General features: G+C 61.3%; 17 protein-coding genes. 9 read left to right on the plus strand and 8 right to left on the minus strand.

Annotated elements, in window-relative coordinates; genetic code table 11:
* Nucleotides 1–530: 530 nt before the first annotated feature.
* Both IRZ31_RS06595 and IRZ31_RS06600 read right to left on the minus strand, forming a co-directional pair.
* Nucleotides 531–731, minus strand: a complete 201-nt coding sequence (locus IRZ31_RS06595) for a helix-turn-helix domain-containing protein (protein ID WP_052889029.1) — start codon at nt 729–731, stop codon at nt 531–533.
* Nucleotides 732–1,081: 350 nt separating this feature from the next.
* Nucleotides 1,082–1,519 carry an OsmC family protein gene (locus IRZ31_RS06600; RefSeq protein WP_297151320.1) on the minus strand — a complete coding sequence of 146 codons (438 nt, stop codon included), beginning with the start codon at nt 1,517–1,519 and terminating at the stop codon, nt 1,082–1,084.
* A 383-nt stretch (nt 1,520–1,902) separates the two neighbouring features.
* On the opposite strand from IRZ31_RS06600, the gene IRZ31_RS06605 reads away from it, so the two are divergent.
* A complete protein-coding gene (locus IRZ31_RS06605) occupies nt 1,903–3,327 on the plus strand; it encodes a cellulose binding domain-containing protein (RefSeq protein WP_297151322.1) in 1,425 nt (474 codons plus the stop codon).
* Between the two features lie 205 nt (nt 3,328–3,532).
* Nucleotides 3,533–4,054 (plus strand): OsmC family protein, encoded by a 522-nt coding sequence (locus IRZ31_RS06610; protein WP_297151325.1) that lies wholly within the window; start codon nt 3,533–3,535, stop codon nt 4,052–4,054.
* A 28-nt stretch (nt 4,055–4,082) separates the two neighbouring features.
* Here IRZ31_RS06610 and IRZ31_RS06615 read toward each other — a convergent pair whose 3' ends face one another.
* Nucleotides 4,083–6,374, minus strand: a complete 2,292-nt coding sequence (locus IRZ31_RS06615) for an RNB domain-containing ribonuclease (RefSeq protein WP_297151328.1) — start codon at nt 6,372–6,374, stop codon at nt 4,083–4,085.
* 105 nt (nt 6,375–6,479) lie between these two features.
* Here IRZ31_RS06615 and IRZ31_RS06620 point away from each other — a divergent pair, with 105 nt between their 5' ends.
* From IRZ31_RS06620 to IRZ31_RS06635, 4 genes are all read left to right on the plus strand, one after another.
* The gene (locus IRZ31_RS06620) at nt 6,480–6,926 is read left to right on the plus strand and encodes a glutaredoxin family protein (RefSeq protein ID WP_297151331.1); all 447 of its coding nucleotides are present in this window, start codon (nt 6,480–6,482) and stop codon (nt 6,924–6,926) included.
* A gap of 36 nt (nt 6,927–6,962) precedes the next feature.
* Nucleotides 6,963–7,790 carry a DUF2085 domain-containing protein gene (locus IRZ31_RS06625; protein WP_297151334.1) on the plus strand — a complete coding sequence of 276 codons (828 nt, stop codon included), beginning with the start codon at nt 6,963–6,965 and terminating at the stop codon, nt 7,788–7,790.
* A gap of 384 nt (nt 7,791–8,174) precedes the next feature.
* Nucleotides 8,175–9,644, plus strand: a complete 1,470-nt coding sequence (gene mtaB, locus IRZ31_RS06630) for a tRNA (N(6)-L-threonylcarbamoyladenosine(37)-C(2))-methylthiotransferase MtaB (protein WP_297151338.1) — start codon at nt 8,175–8,177, stop codon at nt 9,642–9,644.
* A 2-nt stretch (nt 9,645–9,646) separates the two neighbouring features.
* A complete protein-coding gene (locus IRZ31_RS06635; RefSeq protein WP_297151341.1) occupies nt 9,647–10,873 on the plus strand; it encodes an SMP-30/gluconolactonase/LRE family protein in 1,227 nt (408 codons plus the stop codon).
* A gap of 404 nt (nt 10,874–11,277) precedes the next feature.
* On the opposite strand, the gene IRZ31_RS06640 is transcribed toward IRZ31_RS06635, so the two are convergent.
* From IRZ31_RS06640 to IRZ31_RS06655, 4 genes are all read right to left on the minus strand, one after another.
* A complete protein-coding gene (locus tag IRZ31_RS06640) occupies nt 11,278–11,736 on the minus strand; it encodes a CHAP domain-containing protein (protein ID WP_297151344.1) in 459 nt (152 codons plus the stop codon).
* An 822-nt stretch (nt 11,737–12,558) separates the two neighbouring features.
* Nucleotides 12,559–14,664, minus strand: a complete 2,106-nt coding sequence (locus IRZ31_RS06645) for a S9 family peptidase (protein ID WP_297151347.1) — start codon at nt 14,662–14,664, stop codon at nt 12,559–12,561.
* A 185-nt stretch (nt 14,665–14,849) separates the two neighbouring features.
* Entirely contained in the window at nt 14,850–15,737 is an 888-nt protein-coding gene (locus tag IRZ31_RS06650; protein ID WP_297151350.1) for a class I SAM-dependent methyltransferase, read from the minus strand.
* Between the two features lie 551 nt (nt 15,738–16,288).
* A complete protein-coding gene (locus tag IRZ31_RS06655) occupies nt 16,289–17,218 on the minus strand; it encodes a hypothetical protein (RefSeq protein WP_297151353.1) in 930 nt (309 codons plus the stop codon).
* Between the two features lie 609 nt (nt 17,219–17,827).
* Between IRZ31_RS06655 and IRZ31_RS06660 the strand changes: the two genes are divergently transcribed.
* From IRZ31_RS06660 to IRZ31_RS06670, 3 genes are all read left to right on the plus strand, one after another.
* Complete coding sequence (locus IRZ31_RS06660; protein ID WP_297151356.1) at nt 17,828–20,617, plus strand: PAS domain-containing protein; 2,790 nt, start codon at nt 17,828–17,830, stop codon at nt 20,615–20,617.
* Nucleotides 20,601–21,380: a response regulator transcription factor gene (locus tag IRZ31_RS06665; protein ID WP_297151359.1), complete on the plus strand. Its 780-nt coding sequence runs from the start codon at nt 20,601–20,603 to the stop codon at nt 21,378–21,380. Before IRZ31_RS06660 ends, IRZ31_RS06665 begins: the two co-directional genes overlap by 17 nt.
* A gap of 365 nt (nt 21,381–21,745) precedes the next feature.
* Nucleotides 21,746–21,937 (plus strand): hypothetical protein, encoded by a 192-nt coding sequence (locus IRZ31_RS06670; RefSeq protein ID WP_052889015.1) that lies wholly within the window; start codon nt 21,746–21,748, stop codon nt 21,935–21,937.
* Between the two features lie 333 nt (nt 21,938–22,270).
* Here IRZ31_RS06670 and IRZ31_RS06675 read toward each other — a convergent pair whose 3' ends face one another.
* The gene (locus IRZ31_RS06675; protein ID WP_297151363.1) at nt 22,271–22,534 is read right to left on the minus strand and encodes a hypothetical protein; all 264 of its coding nucleotides are present in this window, start codon (nt 22,532–22,534) and stop codon (nt 22,271–22,273) included.
* Between the last annotated feature and the right edge of the window lie 118 nt (nt 22,535–22,652).

The following is a 22,652-nucleotide window of genomic DNA, read 5'->3' on the forward strand; positions in this document are numbered from 1 at the left end:
GTACTGTCCTACGGGGCAGTGGGCTGCCGTCAACCAGCCCCGAAGCCCGGGCCGACGAGGCTGCGGGCAAGCCCCTGGCTTGAGCCAGGGGTCGTTGACCTCACCCTGCCCGTCCGTAGTGCACAGAAGAGAAGCTACCCGGCTTCATCGCCAGGTAGCATCGCAACTCTTGGCCCGAAAACAAGCGAAGCGAACAATCAGCATTCAGAAAGATTGATCAGGGGGCGTTCCCTGTTTCGCTTCACCACGGTCGCTCTTGCCTCCCTCTCACTGCTGGCAACAAAACGACTCGATGCCACAGCAACCAGGGGACACGCCCCTTCAGACAAATAGCCCTTCCTCAACAGAGGCGAGAAATAGTAGAGAGACACCGACCACCATGCCTAGAGTCCCTCTGACTGCGATCGCAGACTGTGCCTTGCTCGATCATTAGAGGGGCAACTATTCCAATTCCACCCGCAGTCGTTACCAGCTGCCAACGGCCATCAGCCCCACACCAGCTATCAGCAGTCACCAGCCACGGTGCGACGCTACTTCTGCCCCTCTCCTAGGAGCCGTTCCAGCGTTGAGCGCTTAATACGATAACTCTGGCGCTGGCTGGCCCGAGGCAGGCGCACCCCCTCCAGCAAGCCCTCCTTTACCCAGCGTCTGACCGTGGTAGCATCGACTCTCAAGAGCTGTGCAACTTCGCTGATTGTGAGCAGTTCTTCCACTTCCAGATGTCGATCCATAACCTTCTCTCCTTCGCAGACAACCGGTCCGACATAACCGCTTCCAGGGAAAAGAGAGGAAAGAAGGGAGGGGACAGACGCCCAGGGCTGCCCCCCGCCTGGCGCCCCCTTTGGACCTGGGATGCTTTCCTTTCTGACCAGCACTCCACTGGACTGGCCCCTCTCGCGCCCTGGAACCGCCACGACGGTATGCTGTGTCTGCCAGCATTGGCATCGAGATGCGTCTATCATACCGTTTCCAAGAGCCTCTGACAAGCCTCTTTCTAGCCCCTTTGTGGCCCCCCAACTATTCAAACTGGCTCACCCTGCTGCTCAGCAAGGGGGTCCTTACCTTACCCAGGCCAGGCGCTCTAGGACTCGCCGGAGGCCAGGAGCGTCACGCTGTGAGTGATCGGGGCCGCCGCTCGCAGCATGGCACTCACGGGGCAATATTTTGTTTCGCTGAGTTCAATAGCGCGTTCAATCACCTCCTGTCCAAGAGCAACGCCTGCGATACGATGTTCCACATGAAAGGCGGTAAAGACACGTGGGTGGTGCTCTGCCCGCTCACTATGGACAACGACCTCATAAGAGGTAATTTGCAGACGTTTTTTGTGTAGAATGGACAGAACCGTGATGCCAGTGCAGGCCCCCAGGGCCAGCGGCAGCAGCTCCATCGGGCGCAGTTCCCTTTCTGTTCCTCCCTGCTCGGCAGCCGCTGCTAACGGCAGCTGTTTGCCACTGGCTGTCTCCGCCAGAAAGGTCATGTTCTCCTGCAAGCGCAGTCGCGCTGCCACGGTCAGCGTCATCGCTGCTCCTCCTTGTTTGTCACCTCAGCTTGATGGTGTTTTTCTCTCCTGAGCCTATCGGGCCAGGTCTGACAGCTCAGCCGTACCGGCGCGAGGGAAGACGGGCAGGCTCGCGCTCCTCTTTGGCCTGGCTGCCTTGTATTGTACCATGCCTGACCGCCCTAACCTCTGCAGATCGACGGGCGTGCCCAGTCCACCGCTATCGCGCGCCACTGTCTTGCAGGTGACTGCTACTTGCTCTGGCGGTGACAGCTTCTTTTCCTCTATACTGGGGCAGAAAGACCCTGAGCCGGGGCGGTAGACGGCGTCAGGGCCGACCAGGCCATGATGATCGCCCCACCACCCTGGCTCACGACTGGCCTTACTGTGCAAGGAGAAGCGGAATGAGGAGTATTGGACGCTCGCGCTTCCTATTGATCGGCCTGACCGTCGTGGTCATGTGCTCACTGGTAGCCGGTCTACTGAGCCGGGCCAGGGTCAGCTATGCCGCCTCGTACTGTCAGGTCTCCTATACCATTACCAGCCAGTGGCCCGGCGGCTTCGGCGCCAACATCGTCGTTCAGAATACGAGTGGCTCCGCCTGGAACGGCTGGACACTGACCTTTACTTTCCCGGCAGCGGGCCAGAGTGTCACCCAGGGGTGGAATGGGACCTTCAGCCAATCGGGGCAGGAGGTGACCGTCACCAACGCCAGCTGGAACGGGAGTGTTCCGGCAAACGGGACCGTCAACCCTGGTTTCAATGGCACCTGGACCACGAGTAACCCTGTACCGACCACCTTCGCGGTGAACGGCAATGCCTGCAACAGCGGGGGCAGTGCGACGGCAACACCGGGCAGTACCCCGACGCCTACAGCGGGCACAACCCCCGCTCCGACGCCAACGCCAACCCCGGCCTTGACGCCTACAGCCACCGCCAGCACAACGCCGACACCGGGGATTCCTGGCGTTCCGACCACTCCCCTGCCACTGGATGGCGTGCATACCGGTAATGCGACCTGGTTCTCTAGCGTGGGCAGCCCCTATGGTGGTTGCGGAGTCCCCGACGGCTACATCGATTCGTCTTACTACGTGGCCCTTAACGTGCAAAATACGCCGGGCGACTATAGTACCTACCTCTCGCGCCCAATCTCGGCCCAGAATGCCAGTAAGATCGGCGTCTTCGACAACGGCCTCAACTGTGGGCGCTGGGTACGCGTGACAATTGGTGCCTATTGTACGGGCATTAACGACGGGGCCCCGAACCAGCCCTTCTGCCGCAATGGGAGCTGGGTCAATGATCAGTATACCGGCGCCACCCTCGACCTGGTGGTGGCCGATAGCTGCCAGGATGGCAACGCCTGGTGCCGTGACGATCCCTATCACCTGGACATTGTCCAGCGCGCCTTGAACCAGTTCCAGATCAATGGCCAGCCAGTGGGTAATATGTATCCTAACGCCTGGAACAATCGCCAGATCAGCTGGCAGTTCATCCCGGCTCCCAACTACACGGGCGATATCCATATCGCCTTCCTGCAGGGCGCTAATCCCTACTGGTCGGCGATCTCCATCACACACCTGGCCAACGGCATCCACGGGGTCGACTACTATCAAAACGGGAACTGGGTCCACGCGCAGATGGATGCCGACATGGGCAACGATTATGTGATCTTGCCCACCACGCCAGGGGGCAGCCAGTATGCCATCCGGGTCTATGATGTTACCGACCAGTTGATCAACAATGGGCGCATCTACTACTTTAGTTATCCCAGTAGCTGTGGCTCATCCTGCCCAAGCGCCTATACACCCGTGACCTATACGACAGGCTAGCTGGCCTGCTTACCACTTTCCTGACAGCAAGCAGCTAGCTTGCTGTTGGCAGCGCGCTTTTCCACCTGCTCTTGCTCCAGGCGCCCGTGGAAGAGCGCGCCTTCCTGTTCTCCCCCGCCCTTCCCCCTTGACAGCAGGCTGTCCTTGCCGTATACTTACCAAAAGTTGATTTTCTTGATCTATTAAGTCAATTTTGGAGGTCCAGGTGAGTACATCTGCGACGGTCAACGGTGTCGATAGTGCAGCTATCACGGCCTTGCGTACGAAACTGCAGAACGAGCCGACCGCTGGTGATACCCTCTGGAGAGCTGAGGTAACCTGGAGAGGCGGCTTCCTGAATGAGATTCGCATCCGTGACCTGCCCCCCAGCTATGCCGACGAGCCGAAGGCCCTGGGCGGCACTGATACCGCCCCCAATCCGGTAGAGCAGCTGCTCGGCGCCCTGGGAAGCTGTCTGGCCATCGGTTACACTGCCAATGCCTCTCTGCGCGGCATCCAGATTCAGGAGCTGCGCGTCGAACTAGAGGGCCACATCGATCTGCCCGTATTTCTTGGTCTCCATGAAGGGCATGCTGGCTACACTGGGATCGAGGTGCGTGTCCACCTGAAAGCCGATGCCCCGCAGGAGGTGCTTGAAGAACTCCATCAGCACGTACTGCGTACCTCACCCGTAGGGCAGACAATCGAGAAGGCCATTCCCTTACACGCCACGCTTCTCTCCGACTGAGTCTCTGTGCCCTGCTCTCTCGACACGCTCAGTGGTTCTCAAAGCCTTGCTCATCCGCCTGGGTGCGCAAGGCTTTGAGCATCTTCAGAGCTGCCGCTCTGGCTGCGGTGCGCTTGGTCTTTCCCTGGGCAGCAGCCCTGAGTGTTCCCCCCGAAGGTAAGGTGACCGTGCAGGTGCAGGTAAAGAGCGGTTCTTGCGGCGCTCCACTCTGCACATAGGCATACTCGGCGCGCTCGATACGTTGGCGCTGTAGCAGCTCGTTCAGCAGACGCATCGCCGAGCGCTCAGACGGTCCCAGCAGGGCCTGGCGCTGCTCCGGCTGGAGTGGCAGACGCAGTAAGAGATTTCTGGCTGCGGCCTGTTCGGCACGGGCCCGGCTTGAGCCATGACCGCTGGCGCTGTAGCGCTCGCCAGCGATGAGCAGCTCACACTCCGCCGTAAAGTGGGGCGCATGTGCTGGTCCCTTGTGAGCAAGCAGACGGTAGAGCGGTGTTCCCCACCGATGACCGTGCGCCAGCTCCTGCAAGGCGCCCTTGTAGTTGACCTCGGCGAGCAACGGCCCTGGGCTTTGATCCTGCGCCTGTCCCGCTCGCTCTGCATCTTGTTCCTCCTTGCTGGCAGCGGGCCAGCCCAGATCGGAGGTCGCTTTCAGCGGAGACGCGATCTCCTCCAGTTCGAAGCCGCTCATTCTGACCAGCAGATCAGCACTGGCCAGCTGACGCGCCCGGTCCTTGCGCTGGACCCGATAGGTCGCCGAGCGATAGCACTGGTCGGCCAGGCGCAGGCTGACGCAGGCGCTAAAGCAAGGCTGTCCTCCACTACCAAAGAGGGTCTGCTCCTCGTAGGTTGGGGCTTCCCAGCCCAGTATTTGCTGTCCCATGACGAGCAGGCTGATTGCGTGCTGCGGCTGGCGGCAGAGGGAGGAGAGAGCAGCCCGCTTGACGCGCTCCCAGCTCTGGCCAGCGGTCGGGAAACGAAAAAGCAGGGTAAAGAGATCATGAGGACCAAGGGCGTCTTCGTGCAGACGGGCCAGAATCTCTTCTTCGATGACCGGAGGTAACAACTGCGATTGCGCCGCGATACGCACGAGGCTGTGAAAGCGTCGCGCATCCAGTCCGGCCAGGGGACGGGAACGCTCTCCCCCCTGAGACAGCGCCTCCTCGACCTGCCGCTGCAGCTGCTGTTCGTAGAGCGAAAGGAAGTAGGCTGGTTTCTCCGCCTTCAGGCTGCGTTCAATCTCGTTGAGGTGGCTGGCAATCTCCTCTAGCTCCTCGCGGTTAGGGGGTGGCGCGACGTTCTCGCTGTGCACGAGGGAGAGCAGGATGCGCTGATTGACCAGATCGGCATAGCGTCGCAGCGGCGATGTCAGATGCAGATAGGCTGGCAGCTGGAGACCAACATGCCCGCGCAGGGTCGGCGCATAGGTGGCTCGCTCAACAACCAGTTGAATGGTGGCACTGACCTGCTCCGGCCTGACCTGGTCGGGCCGTAAGAGGGCCATCTCAAGCATCTCGCGCAGGGCTTCACCCGCGGGGGCAATGGGCTTGGAGCAGTGGTTGCGATAGAGGGCTGGTAGACCACGCCGGGCTAGAAGCTGAGCAAAGAGCTGGTTGGCCAGGATCATGCACTCCTGGATCAGAAAATAGGAGCGATGCCGCTGCTCTCTGCTAAGGCGGAGGAGAAAGCCCTCTTCGTTGGTAGCCCAACCCCGATGCAGATCGTAGAGGGCAAGCGAACCACGAGCGCACCGTAGCTGAAAGAGCTGCTCGGCGAGGCGGTAGAGGGCGCGCAGCATCGTCCCAAGGGGACTGTCCGGCTCGCTCAGCAAGGCGTCAGCTTCCGCGTACGAGAGGCGTTTGACGCTCACCAGACAGGTAAGGCTCAGGTGCGGCTCGCCCGGTTGCCAGGTAGCGTCGAAGGGCAGGATAAGGGTCACAGCGGGACGTCGCTGGCCCTCTAGCAGGCTGAGCTCTTCCTCGCTCAACAAGCGCGGCAGCAAGGGTACCGTGTGATTGGTGTAATAGCGTGTAAAGGCCCGCTCTCGCGCTTCGCGCTCCAGCGTGGGAGTGAGCTGAGGGGTGACCAGCGAGGCGACATCGGCGATACTGATTTCCAGCAGGGCGCCCCCCGTGGGCAAGGGCTCCAGCCAGAGAGCATCGTCTAGATCGCGCGAGGTCGCTCCATCGATGGTGATCCCTCTGACCAGCGGGCGCCCTTCCAGGAGGGCCGCGATCCGGCTGACGGCCTCTCTGGCCTCAGCTCGGGCCTTCTCCGAAAAGCGCTTACTGCTCCTCTCTCTCTCTGCTGCGTTCGTTGCCATCCTGCTTCCTCACATTTCACATCGCTTGGCAGTAGAAGACTCAATGAGTATATTGTATTGTATCACCTACTCAAGATCGGCAGACAGAGCCAAAGGCTATATACGATGATAGGGCCTATCTTGCAGTATATCCACGGCACTTTGGCGTCGGCATTGCCGTTTTCCGCTTGTCGCCAGTGGGAGCGACGTGATATCATTTCCCCGGAGAAGGAACCTATCCAGCCAGCCGCTGGGACCACTCCCCACGTTTGTGAGGGGACCGGCGGGCGGGAAGAAAATGGAGCAACGCGCGTGAGTCGGCAGAAGCAGCAGTCCTCGCCACAGGTGACCTTCTATACGAAAGCCGGCTGCCACTTGTGCGACGAGGCCCGGGAGATGCTTGAGGATATCGCTAGCCAGCTAGACTTCGATTTGACCGAGATTGATATTCGCGGCAATCCTGAGCTGTTCGAACTGTACCGTTATCGCATTCCGGTGATTATTGTTGATGGGCAGATCCTGGAAGGGCGCATTGAATTCCGCGATCTGGTGAGGGCCTTCCACTTGCCCTAAGTGTCTGTCTGTTTAGAGAAGAGGAGGACCAGGCTCATGGCCATCGATCAGGGAGTCTCTCCACTCCCTCAGTCGCTTGCCCGCCCCACTCCCGTGTCCCGAAGACGCCGCTCGACTCGCTTGAACGCGCTGATTGAAGATCTGGGCTCCTGGCTGCTGCGTTATTGGGCCTATGGGGTCACGGCCCTGCTGGGAAGTATTGTGCTGCTGGCGGTGAGTGTGCCTTTCCTATTCTACTTTGGGCTGGATACACTCGCCCGTCCCATCTACTTCGCTCTGCATCTCATCTGCGCCCAGATACCATCACATTCCTTTTACATCTTTGGTCATCCTCTCGGGATGTGCGAGCGCAATTTTTCCATCTATGCCTCGATGTTCGTTGGGTCACTGCTCTTCGTGTTGAGCAAGCGCCGCCTGCCCGGCATCCCCTGGTGGCTCTGGGCCTTGACGCTGGTGCCGATCGCCCTCGATGGCTTTACGCAGATGTTCGGCTGGCGTGAGAGTACCCCCCTGCTACGCGTTTTGACGGGCACCATCTTTGGGCTGGGCAATGTGCTTTTTGTGCTGCCGCTGATCGAGCGCAACCTGGTGGTCACGCCCGAGATGAACGCTGCCCTGCAGCTGCGCCGCGCGCTGGCTTACCAGTCCCTCACCTCGCTGGCTCCCGTCGGGCCTGGTCCTGTTGCTGCTCCTGCTTGGGCCAATGGTCAGGTTCCGGCTCAGACAGCCGTTGCCGGCCAGGCGCTCCCGACGCTTGCCCCGGCTCCAGCCTCCGAGCCAGCAGCGCTTTCGGCCTCCATTCCCCAGGCCCAGGCCAGTCGATCTACGGCGCCGCTCCCCGAGCAGGAGGACACGAGCCAATAAAGGGATCATAGGCCGGATGGCACCTAAGGTTGTATCCAGATGACGGAGCGCGGAGACAGGAGAGGGAGACAGAGATGAGTGGTAAGGGGTGGGCTCTGGTCTGGATCGCTTGACAGCGAAAGGCACGCTGTTAGATACTCTCTCTGCAAAGAGAAAGTCCCGCCTCGCACCGTGCTGATGCCTGTCTGCCTGCTCCGTTCCGTTCCGGGAACAGCAGAGAGGAGAGCACGGACAGGGCTGCCAGGAAGTCGTTGGGGGGTGTTCTTGGACACCGTCGACCTCTGAGTGACAAGGCTGTCTATAGGATAGAAATGGCCTGAGCAGATGATCAGGGACAGGGGAGACAGGGGAGACCAGCCAGCTTTGGAGAGAGTTGGGGATCGTATGAGCCTTTCTGAACGCGGACCGGCCACATTCGCTATCGCGACGTTAGGTTGCAAGGTCAATCAGGCCGATAGCGAGGCAATCAGCGAGCAGATGCATGCTGCCGGCTTTATCCAGCAGGATTTCAACGAGCCGGCGGATGTCTATATTGTCAATACCTGTACAGTGACCCATCTAGGGGATCGGAGTTCGCGAGCGTTAATCCACCAGGTGCAGCGTCGCCAGCCCAACGCCCTCCTGGTGGTGACGGGCTGCTATGCCGAGGCCAATCCCCAGACAGTGGCCGCCTTGCCTGGCGTCGATCTGGTGATTGGTAATAGCGGCAAGACTTCCCTGGTGGAGGCTATTCGCCAGCGCCTTCGGGAGGGCAAGCGGGCTGCTGAGCAGGGTGCCTCAACAGTGGTGCCTGGCTATCGACAGCAGGGGCGTGGCTCTGGGAGGACTTTGCCGATGCTGCCGCTTGATAGCTACCACATTGGCAGCGACAGTACTCTCGATGCGGAGCCTCTCCCCGATAACGTTGACAGCCTGTCGTCCCTGACGTTGCCAGACAACTGGCGCCCGCCCTTCTCACGCACACGGGCGCAGATCAAGGTCCAGGATGGCTGCGATAATCGCTGCACGTATTGCATTGTTCCCTATGTACGTGGCGGATCGCGCAGTCGCAGTATCGCCTCAGTAGTCGAGCAAGTTCGGCGCAAGACCCGCGCCGGCTACAAGGAGGTGGTGCTGACCGGCGTGCATCTGGGCGATTATCATCCCCCGGAGAATCCACAGCAGGATCTTGGGGATCTCCTGGCGGCCTTGCTGCGCGAGACCTCGATCGCCCGGATTCGGGTCTCTTCGCTGGAGCCGGAAGATTTTCGCCTGGAGTGGCTGGAGCTGTGGGAGAATCCGCGTCTCTGCCGTCATCTGCATCTCCCTTTGCAGAGTGGCTCGGATGCTATTCTGCGGCGCATGGGACGGCGCTATACCACCGAACGCTATCACACAATTGTGACGACGGCCCGACGTTTGATCCCCGATATTGCCATGAGCACCGATATTATCACGGGCTTCCCTGGGGAAAGTGAGGAGGATTTCGAGCAGACCTACGCGCTTGCTGCCGAGCTGCGCTTCGCTCGCTGCCACGTCTTTCGTTTCTCACCGCGCCAGGGCACGCCGGCGGCTCGCATGGCTTCCCAGGTCAAGGAAGAGGTGAAGAAGGCTCGCAGTGAGCGCATGCTGGCTCTGGCCGCTGAGCTGTCACGCCAGTTCCGTCAGCGTTTCCTGGGCCAGACGGTCCAGGTATTGCTGGAACAGCGCAAGCAGGGCTACTGGGAGGGGCTGACCGATACCTATGTGCGTGTCGAGGTGGAGCAACTGCCGGAGGCCGAGACGCGCAACTGGCAGAATACCTTTGTGACGGTCCGCCTGGAGCAACTGACCGAGGACGGGGCACGTGGGATCTTTGTGGAGGAGGTTGCTTAGCCTTGGATGAAGATGGGCCTCCTGCTCATCTAACGAGAGGCTCGCCAGGAGGACAAGCGGCACCAGGCCACCGATCGCCCTCTTTGGTGGCCATCCGCCGCCGTTGGCTCTCCTGGCTGCTGCTCGCCTTCCTGCTGACCCTGAGCGCCTGCGGTGGCTCATCGACAGCGACCGGTCAGCCGCCTGTCGCTGCCACGGCGACAGGCGTACCTACCCTGATCAGCCAACCCGGGACGTTGCCGGCGCTGATCCAGACGGCCACTTTCCACGAGTACCCGCTGACGCGCCATTCCGAGGGCGACATGCTCATGCGGCCTGCTCTCGACCAGCAGGGGCGAGTCTGGTTTGGGGTAATGGCCAGCAACCGCATCGCGATGTTTGACCCCCGGAGCGCGAGCTGGCAGACGGTAGCTCCTCCCCACGGACGGGGTGGTCTGATGGGCCTGATTGTGGCCCCCGATGGCTCACTATGGTTCGCGGAACAGTACGCCAACTATCTCGGTCACTACCTGCCCCGCACTGGCCGCTTCCAGATCTACCCGCTGCCTACGGTAACCGCTCCTGATCCGGCCCACAAGGGGAAGCAGCTAACGCTGCCGGTGGCTCCCAATGAGCTGATCATGGATCGGCAGGGCCTGATCTGGTTCACCGAGATGAATGCCGATGCGCTGGGACGTCTCAATCCCGCAACCGGCGAGCTGCGCCAGTACCCACTTTCGGCACACCATACTGTCCAGCAGCTCAATCCCTATGGTCTGGCCAGCGACGCCCACGGGAACCTCTGGTTCACGGAATCCAGCCAGAACCGCATTGGGTATCTTGATCCCCACACGGGGACCATTACGACCTTCTCAACTCCTGATCCCGGGGCGATGCCGATGGAGATTGCCGTCGACCAGCAGGGCCAGGTCTGGATCACCACATTCGCTCACAATTTACTGCTCCGCTTCAATCCCTCCAGTCACCAGTTTACCCGCTACTATGCCCCGACGCCTGATGGCTCGTCTGGCGGCCTCTACGGCCTCTCCCTGGACCAGAGCGACGGTGTCTGGGTTACGGTAGCTGCCGCGAATGCGCTTGCTCATCTGCTCCCCGAGCAGCAGCGTTTCCTGTACTACCTGGTGCCAACGGCCAGCAGCTTCCCCTTCGGGGTAGCGGTGGCCAATCGCCAGCAGATCTGGTTCACAGAAGCTGGGGCTAACCAGCTCGGCCTGCTGACGCTAAGGTGAGCAGGGGGATGAAGGTAACTGCTCCCTCACCCGCTGACGACCTTCTCCAATGAGAAGCGCCAGCAGGACGGATGTCCGCATGTGCGGATGGATAGGCGCATTCCAGGCACTGCCCTGCTGGCGCGCGATCACGGATGGTAAGGGCCAGGCCGCAACGGCAAGGATGGTAGCAGAGAGAGCGTGTAGGCAGCTCTGCCCTGTCTAGCCACCCCAGACCGTAGTTGGACTGGGCTGGTAGGGCCTGCAATCGCCTCTTCTTTCGTTATTGTTCGCGCTCTTTTTGGTTGCGGCTCGGCGACCCGCGTCAGGAAGGGAAGCCGGCCCACTTTCTATTGAGCCAGCAGAGTCTTTCGCCAGACCATAGATATACTGGCCGGGCGCTGAGCCGCGACTGGTCGCGCAAGCTAGTCGCTGTAGATAAAGGCGACGCCAGGACCGACGCTGTACACAACGTACTGGACTGTCCAGGGAGCGGCACCCCAATTCATGGTGCTGGCCAGTACACGCCCCTGGCCCAGTACCTTTTCCACCACCGCCACATGTCCCAAGGCATAGGCCCCTTCGACCCCCGGCTGCAACACAATGATGGCCCCAGGCACAGGATCATGCGAAACGTGCCAGTGAAACTCATAGGCCCGCGCCACCCACTGCCAGGCATCGGCCTGGGTGCGCCAGGGAACATAGGTTCCATGCAACTGGAAATAGCGCTGATTGGCCCACCAGGTGCATTGTCCGTAGGGAAAGACGTTGCCACTGGTCACTGGCTTGTTGCTGCCCGGTGATCCCGTAAGCTGCGGTGGCGATGGCTCTTGCGACGCCGCTACCGTTGGCGTGGCCACCACCTGGGGAGGTGGCCAGCTCACAGCCTCCGGTCCGGAGGAGGGATGAGACGCGCCTTCCCCAGACTGGAGCTGCGTGGGAAGCTGGGCCGGTTCCGGTCGGCTCTGTCGACGGGGCTGACGAGTCGACGCTGCAGTGTTAGCAGGCCGCGGGCGCTGAGTGTGCGCACTCGTTGGCCGAGGCTCTTTGTTGGGGAAAAGATGCTGGGATCGTTGCCGATGTTGGCCAGCCTCTGCTTCCAGTGGAGCAGGCCCCCACCTGCGGCAGGTCTGCGCCACCCCCTGGACCAGAGCCGGCTGGAGATGCAGGCAGCTGACCTGAGAGGCAAGCGGCATCTGCGCCGCCCCGGCTGCCGTCCCCGAGAGGAGCAACATCAGGGTCGCTAGCGCCCTCCTGTTTCTCAGCGGTTCGGTCCGCTGCCGTTGATACAGGTAATGCCAGATTCGTTGGTGTACTCGCAATGTCTCGTCCCTTCGCAAGTTGCAACTATCGCTAGCCAGTCAGAGTCTGATCACTCCGCCTGGCAGGCATGACATACCGTCGCAATTGCAGGCCGATACTAATTCGACATCCGCGATCTGTTACGGTTTTACTATAAAAGTGCTCACCAAATTGATTAGATCAAGTCTATAATGTATGTTACTGTTTGCTCGCTTCTGCAAGAAGACAGCATGGAGCACCTGACAAGCCTCTTTCAGGGAACAGAGAGGAAGAGCCTGCCAAAGCGCAAACTGCCAATCGCAGGGTGGAAGAGAAAGAGAGGGAGAGGAGAGCGCTCAGAGAGGAAGTAGCCCAGCCAGCCACCTGACCTGACTCTGACTGGCTGGGCCGGTGAGCACGGGTTGCTACGCTTGTTGTTCAGGCTCGTGCAGATGGTGTTCGAACCAGTCGATGATGAAGCGCAGGCGCTGCAGGCGGAGATAGGGATGGCCGCCGCGAGAAAGGCCGTGGCTCTGGCCCTCGAAGCGCACGTAGCGCACCTCGCGCCTCAGATACTTGAGGGCAGCGAAGAGCTGATCGGCCTGCTCAATATTGCACCGCAGATCCTGCTCACTGTGGAGAATCAGCAGTGGCGTCTGCATGTGCTGCACGTAAGCCAGTGGGGACATGCGCCAGTAGCGCTCCAGGTCCTCCCACGGTGTGGTATCCAGCTCATCATCGGCGAAAGTCCAACCAAAATCACTGCTGCCAAAGTCGGAGACCAGGTTTGTGACGCTGCGATCAGCCACCGCAGCGCGGAAGCGATTGCTATGACCGATCAGCCAGGCGGTCATAAAGCCGCCATAACTTCCGCCAATGACCCCGATGCGCTGCTCATCGATACCGCCCTGCTGCAAGGCGGCGTCGATGCCAGCCAGAATATCCAGGGAGTCCTTTTCGCCCCAGGCGCCGCGCACAGCCAGGGCAAACTCACGTCCGTAGCCGCAGCTCCCGCGCGGGTTGGTGTAGAGGATGACGTAGCCCGCGGCGGCCAGGACCTGCATTTCATGGAAGAAGCCGTAGCCATATTGGGTGTTAGGGCCGCCGTGAATCTCCACAATCAGCGGGTAGCGCCGGGCAGGATCGTAGTCGGGGGGACGCAAGAGCCAGCCGTCCATAGGCCAGTTGTCGCAGCCTCGGTAGGGCAGATATTGCGGCGAGGCCAGTTTCAGCTCGCGGAGCAGCTCATCGTTGCAATGCGAGACCTGCTGCAGCGTCGGCGCCTCAGCGCCTTGCCCTGCCTCTGGTCCGGCTCCCGCGCTGGTGAGCGAACAGCGATAGATCTCTGGTGGCTGCGTGGCACTGCCCATAAGCAAGGCAGCACGCTGGCCGGCCTGATCGAGGGAGAAGTCGCGCACATGTACTGGGCCAGGCGTGAGCGTTGGCGGCTCTGGACCAGCCCCACTCATGGGGATGGCATACAGCCGCGTAGCGCCACGTCGGGAGGCCAGGGCATAGAGCGTCTGCCCATCGGCAGACCAGCCCGGAGGTGGCATCAGGTGCTCGTCGCCCAGGTCGCTATTCGTCCAGTCGACGCAGCTTCCCTCAAAATCGCTGGTCAAGCAAAGCGGTTGGACCTGACCGGGGGTTGCTCCTTCGAGAGAGAGCACATAAAGATCGACATGGTTCGCTGAGCGGTACTTCTGCATGGCCAGGAAGGCGAGATGGCGGCCATCCGGTGACCAGGAAGGCGAGGAACAGGAGAGTGTCCCATTGGTCCAGCAGCGCAGCTCACCCGGCTGGCCGGAGCTGATCGTCAGCGTATACAGATCGGGGCAAGGCATCTGCCAGCGATCTTCCGCGCGGCTGGAGACAAAGGCGATCTGCTGACCATCAGGAGACCAGGCCGCGTCACCATCATCCCAGTCGCCATCTGTCAACTGGACAGGCTCGCCTCCCTCAACAGGGATCAGGAAGAGATGGCTGCGGCGCTCGTGGATAAAGCCAACACCATCGAGGCGATACCAGAGGCGCTCGATCACCCGCGCCTTTGGCAGCGGCTTGCCCCCTGGCGTTTTCTCATCCCTCGGGCCAACCTGGGCCGAAAAGAGCAGGAAGCGCCCATCGGGCGACCAGACAGGGCGCTCGGCGCCATGTTCCATCCAGGTCAGCTGGCGAGCCTCACCGCCGTCCGCTGGCAGCAGCCAGATCTGAGAAGGGCGCTGCTCCTGTTGTTCCCCGGCTCTTCCTGCCACAGCAGATCTGGCCGGCTCATCGCTGTCGCGATCGGACACGAAGGCGAGCCAGCGCCCATCAGGCGACCAGCTAGGACTGTGAGCTTTGGCCCGCCCACTGGTGAAGCGCCGGACCTCACCGTCGGGCAGAGCAACCCAGATCGCCGAGCGATACTCATGCTCCTGCTCATCAATAGTCGTGACTACAAAGGCCACGCGCGAGCCATCGGGTGAAAGACGCGGCTGGCTGACAAAGCGCAGCCGATACAGATCCTCGATCGTAATAGCTCTCGTCATAGGTGCTTCTTCCTGCAGAGGAAGCTGAAGCGACCCGCGGGCCACTCCAGCCAGGCAGTCAGCCACAAAGCAAGATCGCTGCGTGCAGAGCATCGCATCCCCGTAGCGCAGGAGGGTGGGCAGACCAGGCTAGAGGAAGCGAGCCGAGCGTGCTGGCCCCTGGTCTGCAGGACCTGGCTCCTCGATCAGGCCGCGGGATTCTCCGCCCAGGTCAGCAGGTGGAACCAGAGGCCGCAGAACTCATCAAGCAGCAGCTCGGCCATCGCCTGCTGATAGCAGCGTTCGAAGATCTCTGCCGGGATCTCCGCCCATGTGCACACAAACTCCTGCACGAGCTTCCAAAATACCATAAAGTGCTGATAGCCTCCAGTCTGAGCGGAGGCACCGGTTGAGAAATCCACCACAAACGGGCGATAGCCAACATTGGACCATCCTGCCGAGCGCAGCAGCTGGCCCAGGGCGGCAGTGATTCCCAGAGCACGCCCATCGGGGGAGAAGCTATATCCCTTGCGCCAGAAGGCTCGTGCCAGCCAGGCAGAGAGCTGCTCAAAAGCGGGACTCGTTGTCCAACACAGCTCGGCCTCGGTCAGGCGAATACTACCCCCAGGACGAGTGACGCGACGACACTCACGCAGCAACGGCAACCAGGCCGAGGCGGGCATCATCCCCATCAGGAAACGGGCATTCACAAGATCGAAGGCATCATCGGGGAAATCGAGGGGCTGCAAAGCGTCCATCACCACGAACTCGACGTTTTCCAGGCCCCGCGACCAGGCCTGAGCCTGGGCATACTCTACAACTGCGGGGCAGTTATCGATGCCGATCACCGTCACCTGCGGATACGCATAGGCCACAGCCAGCGCCCAGCCGCCGGGGCCGCAGGCAATATCGAGGATTGTCCGCACAGCCCCCAGATCATCCCCACGCTCCGGGAAGAGGCCCCCCAGCTGCCGCGTAATCAGCTGCTCCAGGTGCATTGCCCGCGCCAGCTCAGCAGCATCGTCGGCCTCAATCACATAGGTTCCCCGCTCCCAGCAAGGTCTCGGCCCACGCCTCACGCACTCATCACTCATGCAGGTCAAGCTCCCTTCACAGACACACCAAGCAGGCTGTACGCTGGCGGAGAGAACACGGCCACAGATGGGGACTCGCGGCCTCTCCTTCTCTACTGTTTCCACCGGCCTTCCCATCGGGGCGGCGAATCCCAGAGCAGAGCAAAAGCCTGAACGGCTCTGGCTAACTCCCGCTCACCTCTTCAATCCCCAGCAGATCAGTCCTCATTGTAACAGATCAGCCGTCATCTGACCACAGGCATAGCCGTGTTTTGGGGGAGACACATCAGGAGCCGAACCGATGGGCGTGGCTCCTCCATAGCCAGCAAGGTCCCCCTCGGAGGAGCGTCAGAGGGGCAAGCGAAGGAGAAGCGCCCTGGCCACATAACCACCACCCAGCCCAGAGCGGACGAGGAACAGCAGAGAGCGAAGTCGGCTGAACCCAGCTCCAGCTCAGCCCGGCCTCGTCTCCAACCAGGGTCCAACCTCATAGCAGCGAGATAGCAAACGAGTAGTGAAGTCAGGGAGCTGCGGCCTTCCTCCGGGATAGCGAGCGAGGGAGCGACTCGGCACTAGTGACGCCGGCGATTGCGTCGTCCACGCTCGGAGGTCAGATGAGAGGAGCTGCGCCGGCGGCTCCGTTCCTCGCGCTGCAACGCCAGATCAAGTGTCTCGTGCAGGCGTTCGAAATCGTCGACATCAAGCTGCAACTCCACAGCCGGCGAATCATCGGAGCGGGCACGTCCCTCCTCAAAGAGCTGCAGGACCATCACCAGCTCCACCTCGAACTCTACCACTTCCTCCTCACCCACCTCCTCCTCGACCTCTTTGGCTCCTGGCTCCTCGGCTGCTTCTTCTTCCGTTTCTTCCTCTTCCTCCGGAGTCTCTTCCTCTTCCTCGGGGAGATCAGCCTGAGTAAAGATAATGTTGGTGCGCGCGCAGCGGAAGCGCCCGTTCAGCTTGAGAGCATCCGTGGCCATCTCCTCAGCCAATTCCCGCACCACATCCATCATTTGGGTAAAAGCATCTTGCAGCTGCTCCAGCGCCCCCTCCTCCTCAGCGCTCAGCTCTCCCTCTTCCGCCAGCAACTCGCCGCGCTCCGCAGCGCCAGAGGAGGAACTGGCCTCGGGTAAGCGCTGCCGCGCCAGTTCGTTCAGGCGATCCAGTGCCTGGGCGAGGGAGGGAGAGAAAGTACTTGCGCTGCTCTCTCGCTCTGTTGCATCGTCAAAGTGCTTTTCATCAATTGAACGGCTACTGTGCTCCTTCTCAAGATGATCTTCATCCTCATCTTCAAACTCAACATCTAGACCGACAGCCGCCTCCACCGCAAGGATCTGCTGATGCAGCTGTTCAGCGACCTCACGGCTCATATACGCCTGGATACGGGCCTGCCGGGAGGCAGCCACCAATTGGAAAGGGGGCCAATCGCGGTAGCGCTCCCGGCCACGCAGATAGCGCACCTCGACCACCCCGAGGGTATCCAGCCGCAGCGAAAGCTCCATGAATCCCTCCTCGCAGAACGAACCGGCTGCGCCACCGAGCTTCTTTGACCAGCCAATAGCTCAGAGGGCAACCGCCATGTGATTCGCGGCCCCGTCCCACCTGGCGAGCGCTCTCGCCCACTCTTTACTCCGGCGTTGGAGGAAAAGCGGGCTTGATCTGGCAGGCAGACAGGCGGGTGGACACCGCTGGCCTCATGCGGCACAAAAGGACCCGGAAGGTCGTACGCTTCAGGGTTGCAGTACTCTTTCGGGAGTTGACATCATCATACCACAAACCGCCCCCTTTGGCATCGCGCTTTGCTCATCTCTGCTGTGCCAATAGGAGACCTGGTTTATCGGTCTAGGTCTTCAAGGCCCGGAAGCCAGCCACTCCTGCTGGCGACCAGCGCTGAGGGTGGCGGCGAGCGGTCAGGCAAGGTGGCCGACCCCATCCTCCTGGCTCACAGCCACCGTCTGCAGGCGATATAATATTGTGTAGTAGGGAGGAGGAAACGAGAGCAAGAACGCCGTCCTGGCGGGCGGCGACGTGTGGGGTGTGTCTTTTCCAGTCCAGGTCAGGTAGAGACCCGGCGTGGCTAGAAACCCCGACCTATGGAGCCAGAGCCATCTGTGCAACTTGAACAAATCCTGGGACACATTGCGGTCGGAGCCGCAGTCCTGGATGGTACTGATTTGCGCGTTCTCTACATCAACCAGTACCTGGCCTCACTGCTGAGCGAGCCGTGGCGCTCGCAAGGAGTGCTCGGCCATCGTCTGTCTGAGATCCTGCCCCCAGAGCTGGCCTCCGCAGCTGTGCCCCATCTGCAGCGGGCCAGCGCCATGCGCCAGAGCCTGGTCTTCCAGGATGTCCCCTACGAAGGGCTGTTGGCCAGTCGTGGGCGCACCTATTGGCGCATCTCCCTGATCCCTGTGACCTGGGAGAGCCAGCCGGGAGAGCGGAAAGGGGAGGGCCAGCGAGAGGCCCTGCTGGTCACCGTGGAGGACGTGACCAGCCAGGTACGCTCGCGCTTGTTGCTGAAGGCCATGCAGCACATCTCCGCGGCCATTGCTGGCCCCTTTGCCCTGCCCGAGGTGTTGGACCGCATCTTGCAGGCTGTTCAGGAGATGGTTGGTTCGACCCGCTGCGCGATCCTGCTCCTGGAACCAGTCACCGAGGTCGAGACCGCGCTGCCCGATATTGCCCAGCCGCGTTCCCCCCTGTACCAGGAGTCCGTTGAGAGTGAGCCGCTGGTCACGCTGGCGGCGCAGAAAGGTCTGCATCCCAGTGCCCAGCACTGGCGCCCGCGCCTCACTGAGCGCCTGCTGCTCAGCCGAGCCTTGCGCGAACAGCGGGCGCTGATCATCGAGGATACCAGCAGTTGCCCAGAACTGGAGCTGCCGCTCCTTGACGACGATGGTCTTCCACGCCGACCCGGCTCCGTGCTCTGTGTACCGATCTTCGATCCTCATCCTGAGCAGATGAGACCACTGGAGGGCCAGGGACCTGGCGACGGTCTGGCAGTTGTGGGCACGATCGAGGTGTATCACCGGCGGGCCCGTGGCTTTCCCGCCGAGGAGGTCGAGCTGCTAGAGCAGTTCGCCCGCCAGGCTGGTCTGGCTATCCATAACGCGCGCCTCTTTTTCCGCATCGATAGTCTGGCCCGCATGGCGAGTCGCAATGTGCGCCAGCGCGAGAATATTATGCAGGCCATTCCCGACGGGGTGGTGATCTACGACGCCCGCTGGCGTGTGGCGGATATCAATCACGCCGTGCGCCGTCTCTTTGGCTGGAGTGATGAGGCCCTGGGGCTGCCGATTTGGGAGGCCCTGGCCCGCAGTCAGGCTCGCTTTGAAGAGGCCCTACCCCGCGGGCCGGAGGATATTCCAGCCCTGGAGCGTCGTGCTCTGGAGCAGAGCGTCGACGAGATCAAGGTCATCGGCGCCGATGGTCATCCCTACGTCATCCGCCGCTCCTACGCTCCCATCCACGACGCGGTCGGCGATATCTTCGCGTTCCTCGTCATCTACCACGATGTGACCGAGCAAGCCGCGGCCCGCGAGCGCATCGAGGCCGAGGTTATCGCCCGCACCCTGGAGCTGGCCCAACGCAATCAAGCGCTCCAAGAGGCCAAAGCCGCCCTGGAGGAGGAAGGCGCCCGCATGCAGACGCTTCTCGAACGGTTGCCCTCGGGTGTGCTCTTGATCTCCAAAGAGGCCCGTGAGCGCCCTCGGATCAGCATCATTAACCGTCAGGCTGCCAAACTCCTGCGCCGGATGGGAGTGCCCGAGGCCCAACTGGATAATCCGGAGGAGGTCATACGCCGCCTGGCCGGACGGGCGAGCGAGGAAATCATCGACTGCATCCATGTCTATGGCCCCAATGGCGAACTGGTACCAGCCGAGGAGCGGCCCCTGGCGCGCGCCCTCTTCCGAGGTGAGGCCAGCGAGAGCGAGCTGCACCTGAGCCAGCCCGATGGCAGCATCCTCTTTCTGCTGGCCAGCGCGGCCCCTCTGCGAGCCTCCGATGGGACCATCAGCGGGGCGATCCTGGTCTGGCACGATATTACGCGCATGAAGGAGCTGGAGCGCGAGCGCGAGGATTTCTTTACCACGATGGCCCACGAGCTGAAAACGCCGCTGGCCAATATCCGCGCTCACCTGAGTGTCCTCCAGGCCGACGACCTGCGCTGGTCAGTGGAAGAGCAGCGCGACTTTCTGCGTACCGCAGATGAGCAGGTTGAGCGCCTCGTCAGCATGGTGAATCAGTTCCTGGATGCCGCCCGGGTAGAGGCTGGCGCCCTGCGCCTGGAGCTGGAGCCGGTGCTGCTCTCTGAGCTGGTCGAGGATTTGCAGGAGCGCCTGGAGGCCCTGATCGCCAGCTCGCACCGCAGTCTGGAAGTGCGGGTCTCTCCTCAGTTGCCCACTGTTCTGGCAGACTATGAGATGATTATCCGCGTCCTGACGAACCTGCTCAGCAATGCCTTTTACCATGCGCCAGAAGGTGATACTGTCCTGCTGGAGGCTGAGCAGGTCAGCCTCCGCGAGGTGGAGATCCGCGTCACCGACCACGGTCCCGGCCTGACGCCTGAGCAACAGGAAGAGCTGTTCACTCGCTTCAGTACCTTTGCCGCCAGTCGTCGCCCGGCGGCAGACCGCCCGGGTCAACCGATCCGCGATCGGCGCCGGGATAGCGCCCGTTGGAGTCCCGGCACGGGCCTGGGCCTCTACATTAGCCGCGGTATTATCGAAGCTCACCAGAGCACCTTAACGCTCCATAGCAGCCCTGGTCAGGGGACAACCTTTGCCTTCCGCCTGAGCATCGCCGGCGAGCCAACAGTCGCCCAGCCGCTGCTGCCCGCCTCAGCCCCGCGCGGCAATACCACCGGCTCCAGGGAGGGTGCGCATGATGTCAGCTTCTGAGCGCGAGAAAAAACCGTGCATTCTTTGTGTAGAAGATGATCCACAGATGAGTGCTTTTCTGCGCGCGCAATTGAAGGCGCGTGGTTTCCAGGTGCAAACAGCCCGCGACGGGGCCCAGGGCATCGAGCTGGCAGCGCTGGTGCAGCCGCAACTGGTGCTGCTCGATTTATCCTTGCCGACACTGGACGGCCTGGCTTTCCTGCGCCGCCTGCGTGAGTGGAGCAACGCCCCCGTGATTGTGCTTTCAGCTCACGACGAGGAACCGGTCAAAATTAAGGCTCTCGATCAGGGCGCCGATGACTATCTGACCAAGCCCTTCAGTATCAACGAGCTACTGGCGCGTGTGCGCGTGGCTTTGCGCCGAGCTGCTGAGACGGAGCGACTGCTGAGCAGTCTGGGACAGGGAGGAAGCAGCCCCAGCACGCCCGTCTATCGCTGCGGCGGGCCTGGAGGGCTGGAGGTAGATTTCGCTCGCCGCAAGGTACGCTCTGGTGGCAGGGAGGTGCATCTGACCCCAACCGAGTACGATCTGCTCTATGAGCTGACGCGCAACGCTGGCAAGGTGCTTACGCACCGCGAGCTGCTTCAGCGCGTCTGGGGGGCCGATTATATTGGAGAGACGACCTATCTGCGCACCTTTATCCGCCACCTGCGCCGTAAACTGGAGCCCGATCCTGCCCACCCACGCTTCTTACATAATGAGCCAGGCGTCGGCTACTTCGTTCCTCCGCCGGATGCCCCCCTGCTCGGCAATTTGTCATAGGCAGGAGGATCTCTTTAGAGCAATTGGCTCACAAAGATCAACCTTCACAGGATTTTCACAGCCAGCCTCGCCGTGTTCACACATTTGTCACTCGCGGTAATGTATACTCTGTAGCAGAGAAGCTGACAGTGACTGCCTGTTCTCTAGGACGGGAAGAAAGGAGCGTCTGCTTGAGCGCCCACAGGCAGGTTTCTTTGAAGACCGGACGAGGCGCTCAATGCCTGGATGAAGAAGATCACTATCAGTGGCCTAAGTCTTATGCCAAGCAGGCTCTTCAGAGACGGGTTGGGTCGCAGGTAGGCCTGTTGACCCCGCTCTGGTGGAGTTGATCACCCGCCCGCTTGCCAGTGAAGAAGGAGGACCACATGCAGGACCGCAAAGATGATCGTGAAATACTGCGCCGCGGCGGCTTTGATGAGGTAGAGATGCGCCGTCTGGCCAGGCTCCGTGAGGAGTACGCCGAGAGGGAACAGCAACAGGCTCTTGCAGAACATCGCCGCCTGGAGTTTGTCCGCTGGCTTGTTGCAAGGGGGAAGTTGAGCGATCAAATTGCGTGAGGCGAGGCGGCCCCGATCACTCTCAGAGAGAGAGGCCCGCGCCAGAGGAGATCGGGCAGAGAGTCGGAAGAGTCTGCTGTAGTCAAGAGGATTGGCCAGGCCAGGCAAGATCAGGCATTCGTCTCATCCTCTTCGGTGCCATGGACCTTACAGCCGAGGGCAGCCCCGGCCTTGCTTACCAGCAGGGCAGGTCAATGCTGCCCTCTTTCATTGGTCTGCCGTCAATGCTGGCCGTGATTCTCTCCAGTGATTCTCTCCAGTGGTTCTCTCCAGTGGTTCTCCCCAGAAGAACCTTCTTCCTCTGCTCTCTTACTTCCTGCTGCGATCCCTACCTCACCCGTCCGTTCGTCTCCCTGCGCCATCGGAGTTGTGCTTCCCTTGTCGGATGGGAGGCTGCTGCTGCTCAGCGTTGGACTCCAGAGGAGGAGCCGAATGACGCGCGAGAGCGAGGATACGCTGGATGACCTCCGGTGGGGGATCAAGACGCGGCAGGTGCTCTATGAACAGACGGTCTAGCTCATCAAACTCTTCTTGCGGCTCTTCCCCTTCCCGCTCTCCTGTGGCTGGTTGAGGCGCTCGCTCGCGCTGCTCCCGCATAAGCAAATTCCCCCGGATGTTGTTCCTTAGCTCGCTCGTGCTCTGCTATGTACAACGAACGACATCCAGGGGAAGTTTCACAAGGCAGGGCTTGCCCGTCGCCTGTGGGCCGTGAGGA

It is taken from the genome of Thermogemmatispora sp., from assembly GCF_019683635.1.
Classification (GTDB): Bacteria; Chloroflexota; Ktedonobacteria; order Ktedonobacterales; family Ktedonobacteraceae; genus Thermogemmatispora.

Bases quoted from the DNA above. Each gene is read 5' to 3' on its own strand.
- IRZ31_RS06595 (WP_052889029.1), bottom strand. From the start codon at position 731: ATGGATCGACATCTGGAAGTGGAAGAACTGCTCACAATCAGCGAAGTT.
- IRZ31_RS06600 (WP_297151320.1), bottom strand. From the start codon at position 1,519: ATGACGCTGACCGTGGCAGCGCGACTGCGCTTGCAGGAGAACATGACC.
- IRZ31_RS06605 (WP_297151322.1), top strand. From the start codon at position 1,903: ATGAGGAGTATTGGACGCTCGCGCTTCCTATTGATCGGCCTGACCGTC.
- IRZ31_RS06615 (WP_297151328.1), bottom strand. From the start codon at position 6,374: ATGGCAACGAACGCAGCAGAGAGAGAGAGGAGCAGTAAGCGCTTTTCG.
- IRZ31_RS06620 (WP_297151331.1), top strand. From the start codon at position 6,480: ATGATAGGGCCTATCTTGCAGTATATCCACGGCACTTTGGCGTCGGCA.
- IRZ31_RS06625 (WP_297151334.1), top strand. From the start codon at position 6,963: ATGGCCATCGATCAGGGAGTCTCTCCACTCCCTCAGTCGCTTGCCCGC.
- mtaB (WP_297151338.1), top strand. From the start codon at position 8,175: ATGAGCCTTTCTGAACGCGGACCGGCCACATTCGCTATCGCGACGTTA.
- IRZ31_RS06645 (WP_297151347.1), bottom strand. From the start codon at position 14,664: ATGACGAGAGCTATTACGATCGAGGATCTGTATCGGCTGCGCTTTGTC.
- IRZ31_RS06650 (WP_297151350.1), bottom strand. From the start codon at position 15,737: ATGAGTGATGAGTGCGTGAGGCGTGGGCCGAGACCTTGCTGGGAGCGG.
- IRZ31_RS06655 (WP_297151353.1), bottom strand. From the start codon at position 17,218: ATGGAGCTTTCGCTGCGGCTGGATACCCTCGGGGTGGTCGAGGTGCGC.
- IRZ31_RS06665 (WP_297151359.1), top strand. From the start codon at position 20,601: ATGATGTCAGCTTCTGAGCGCGAGAAAAAACCGTGCATTCTTTGTGTA.
- IRZ31_RS06670 (WP_052889015.1), top strand. From the start codon at position 21,746: ATGCAGGACCGCAAAGATGATCGTGAAATACTGCGCCGCGGCGGCTTT.
- IRZ31_RS06675 (WP_297151363.1), bottom strand. From the start codon at position 22,534: ATGCGGGAGCAGCGCGAGCGAGCGCCTCAACCAGCCACAGGAGAGCGG.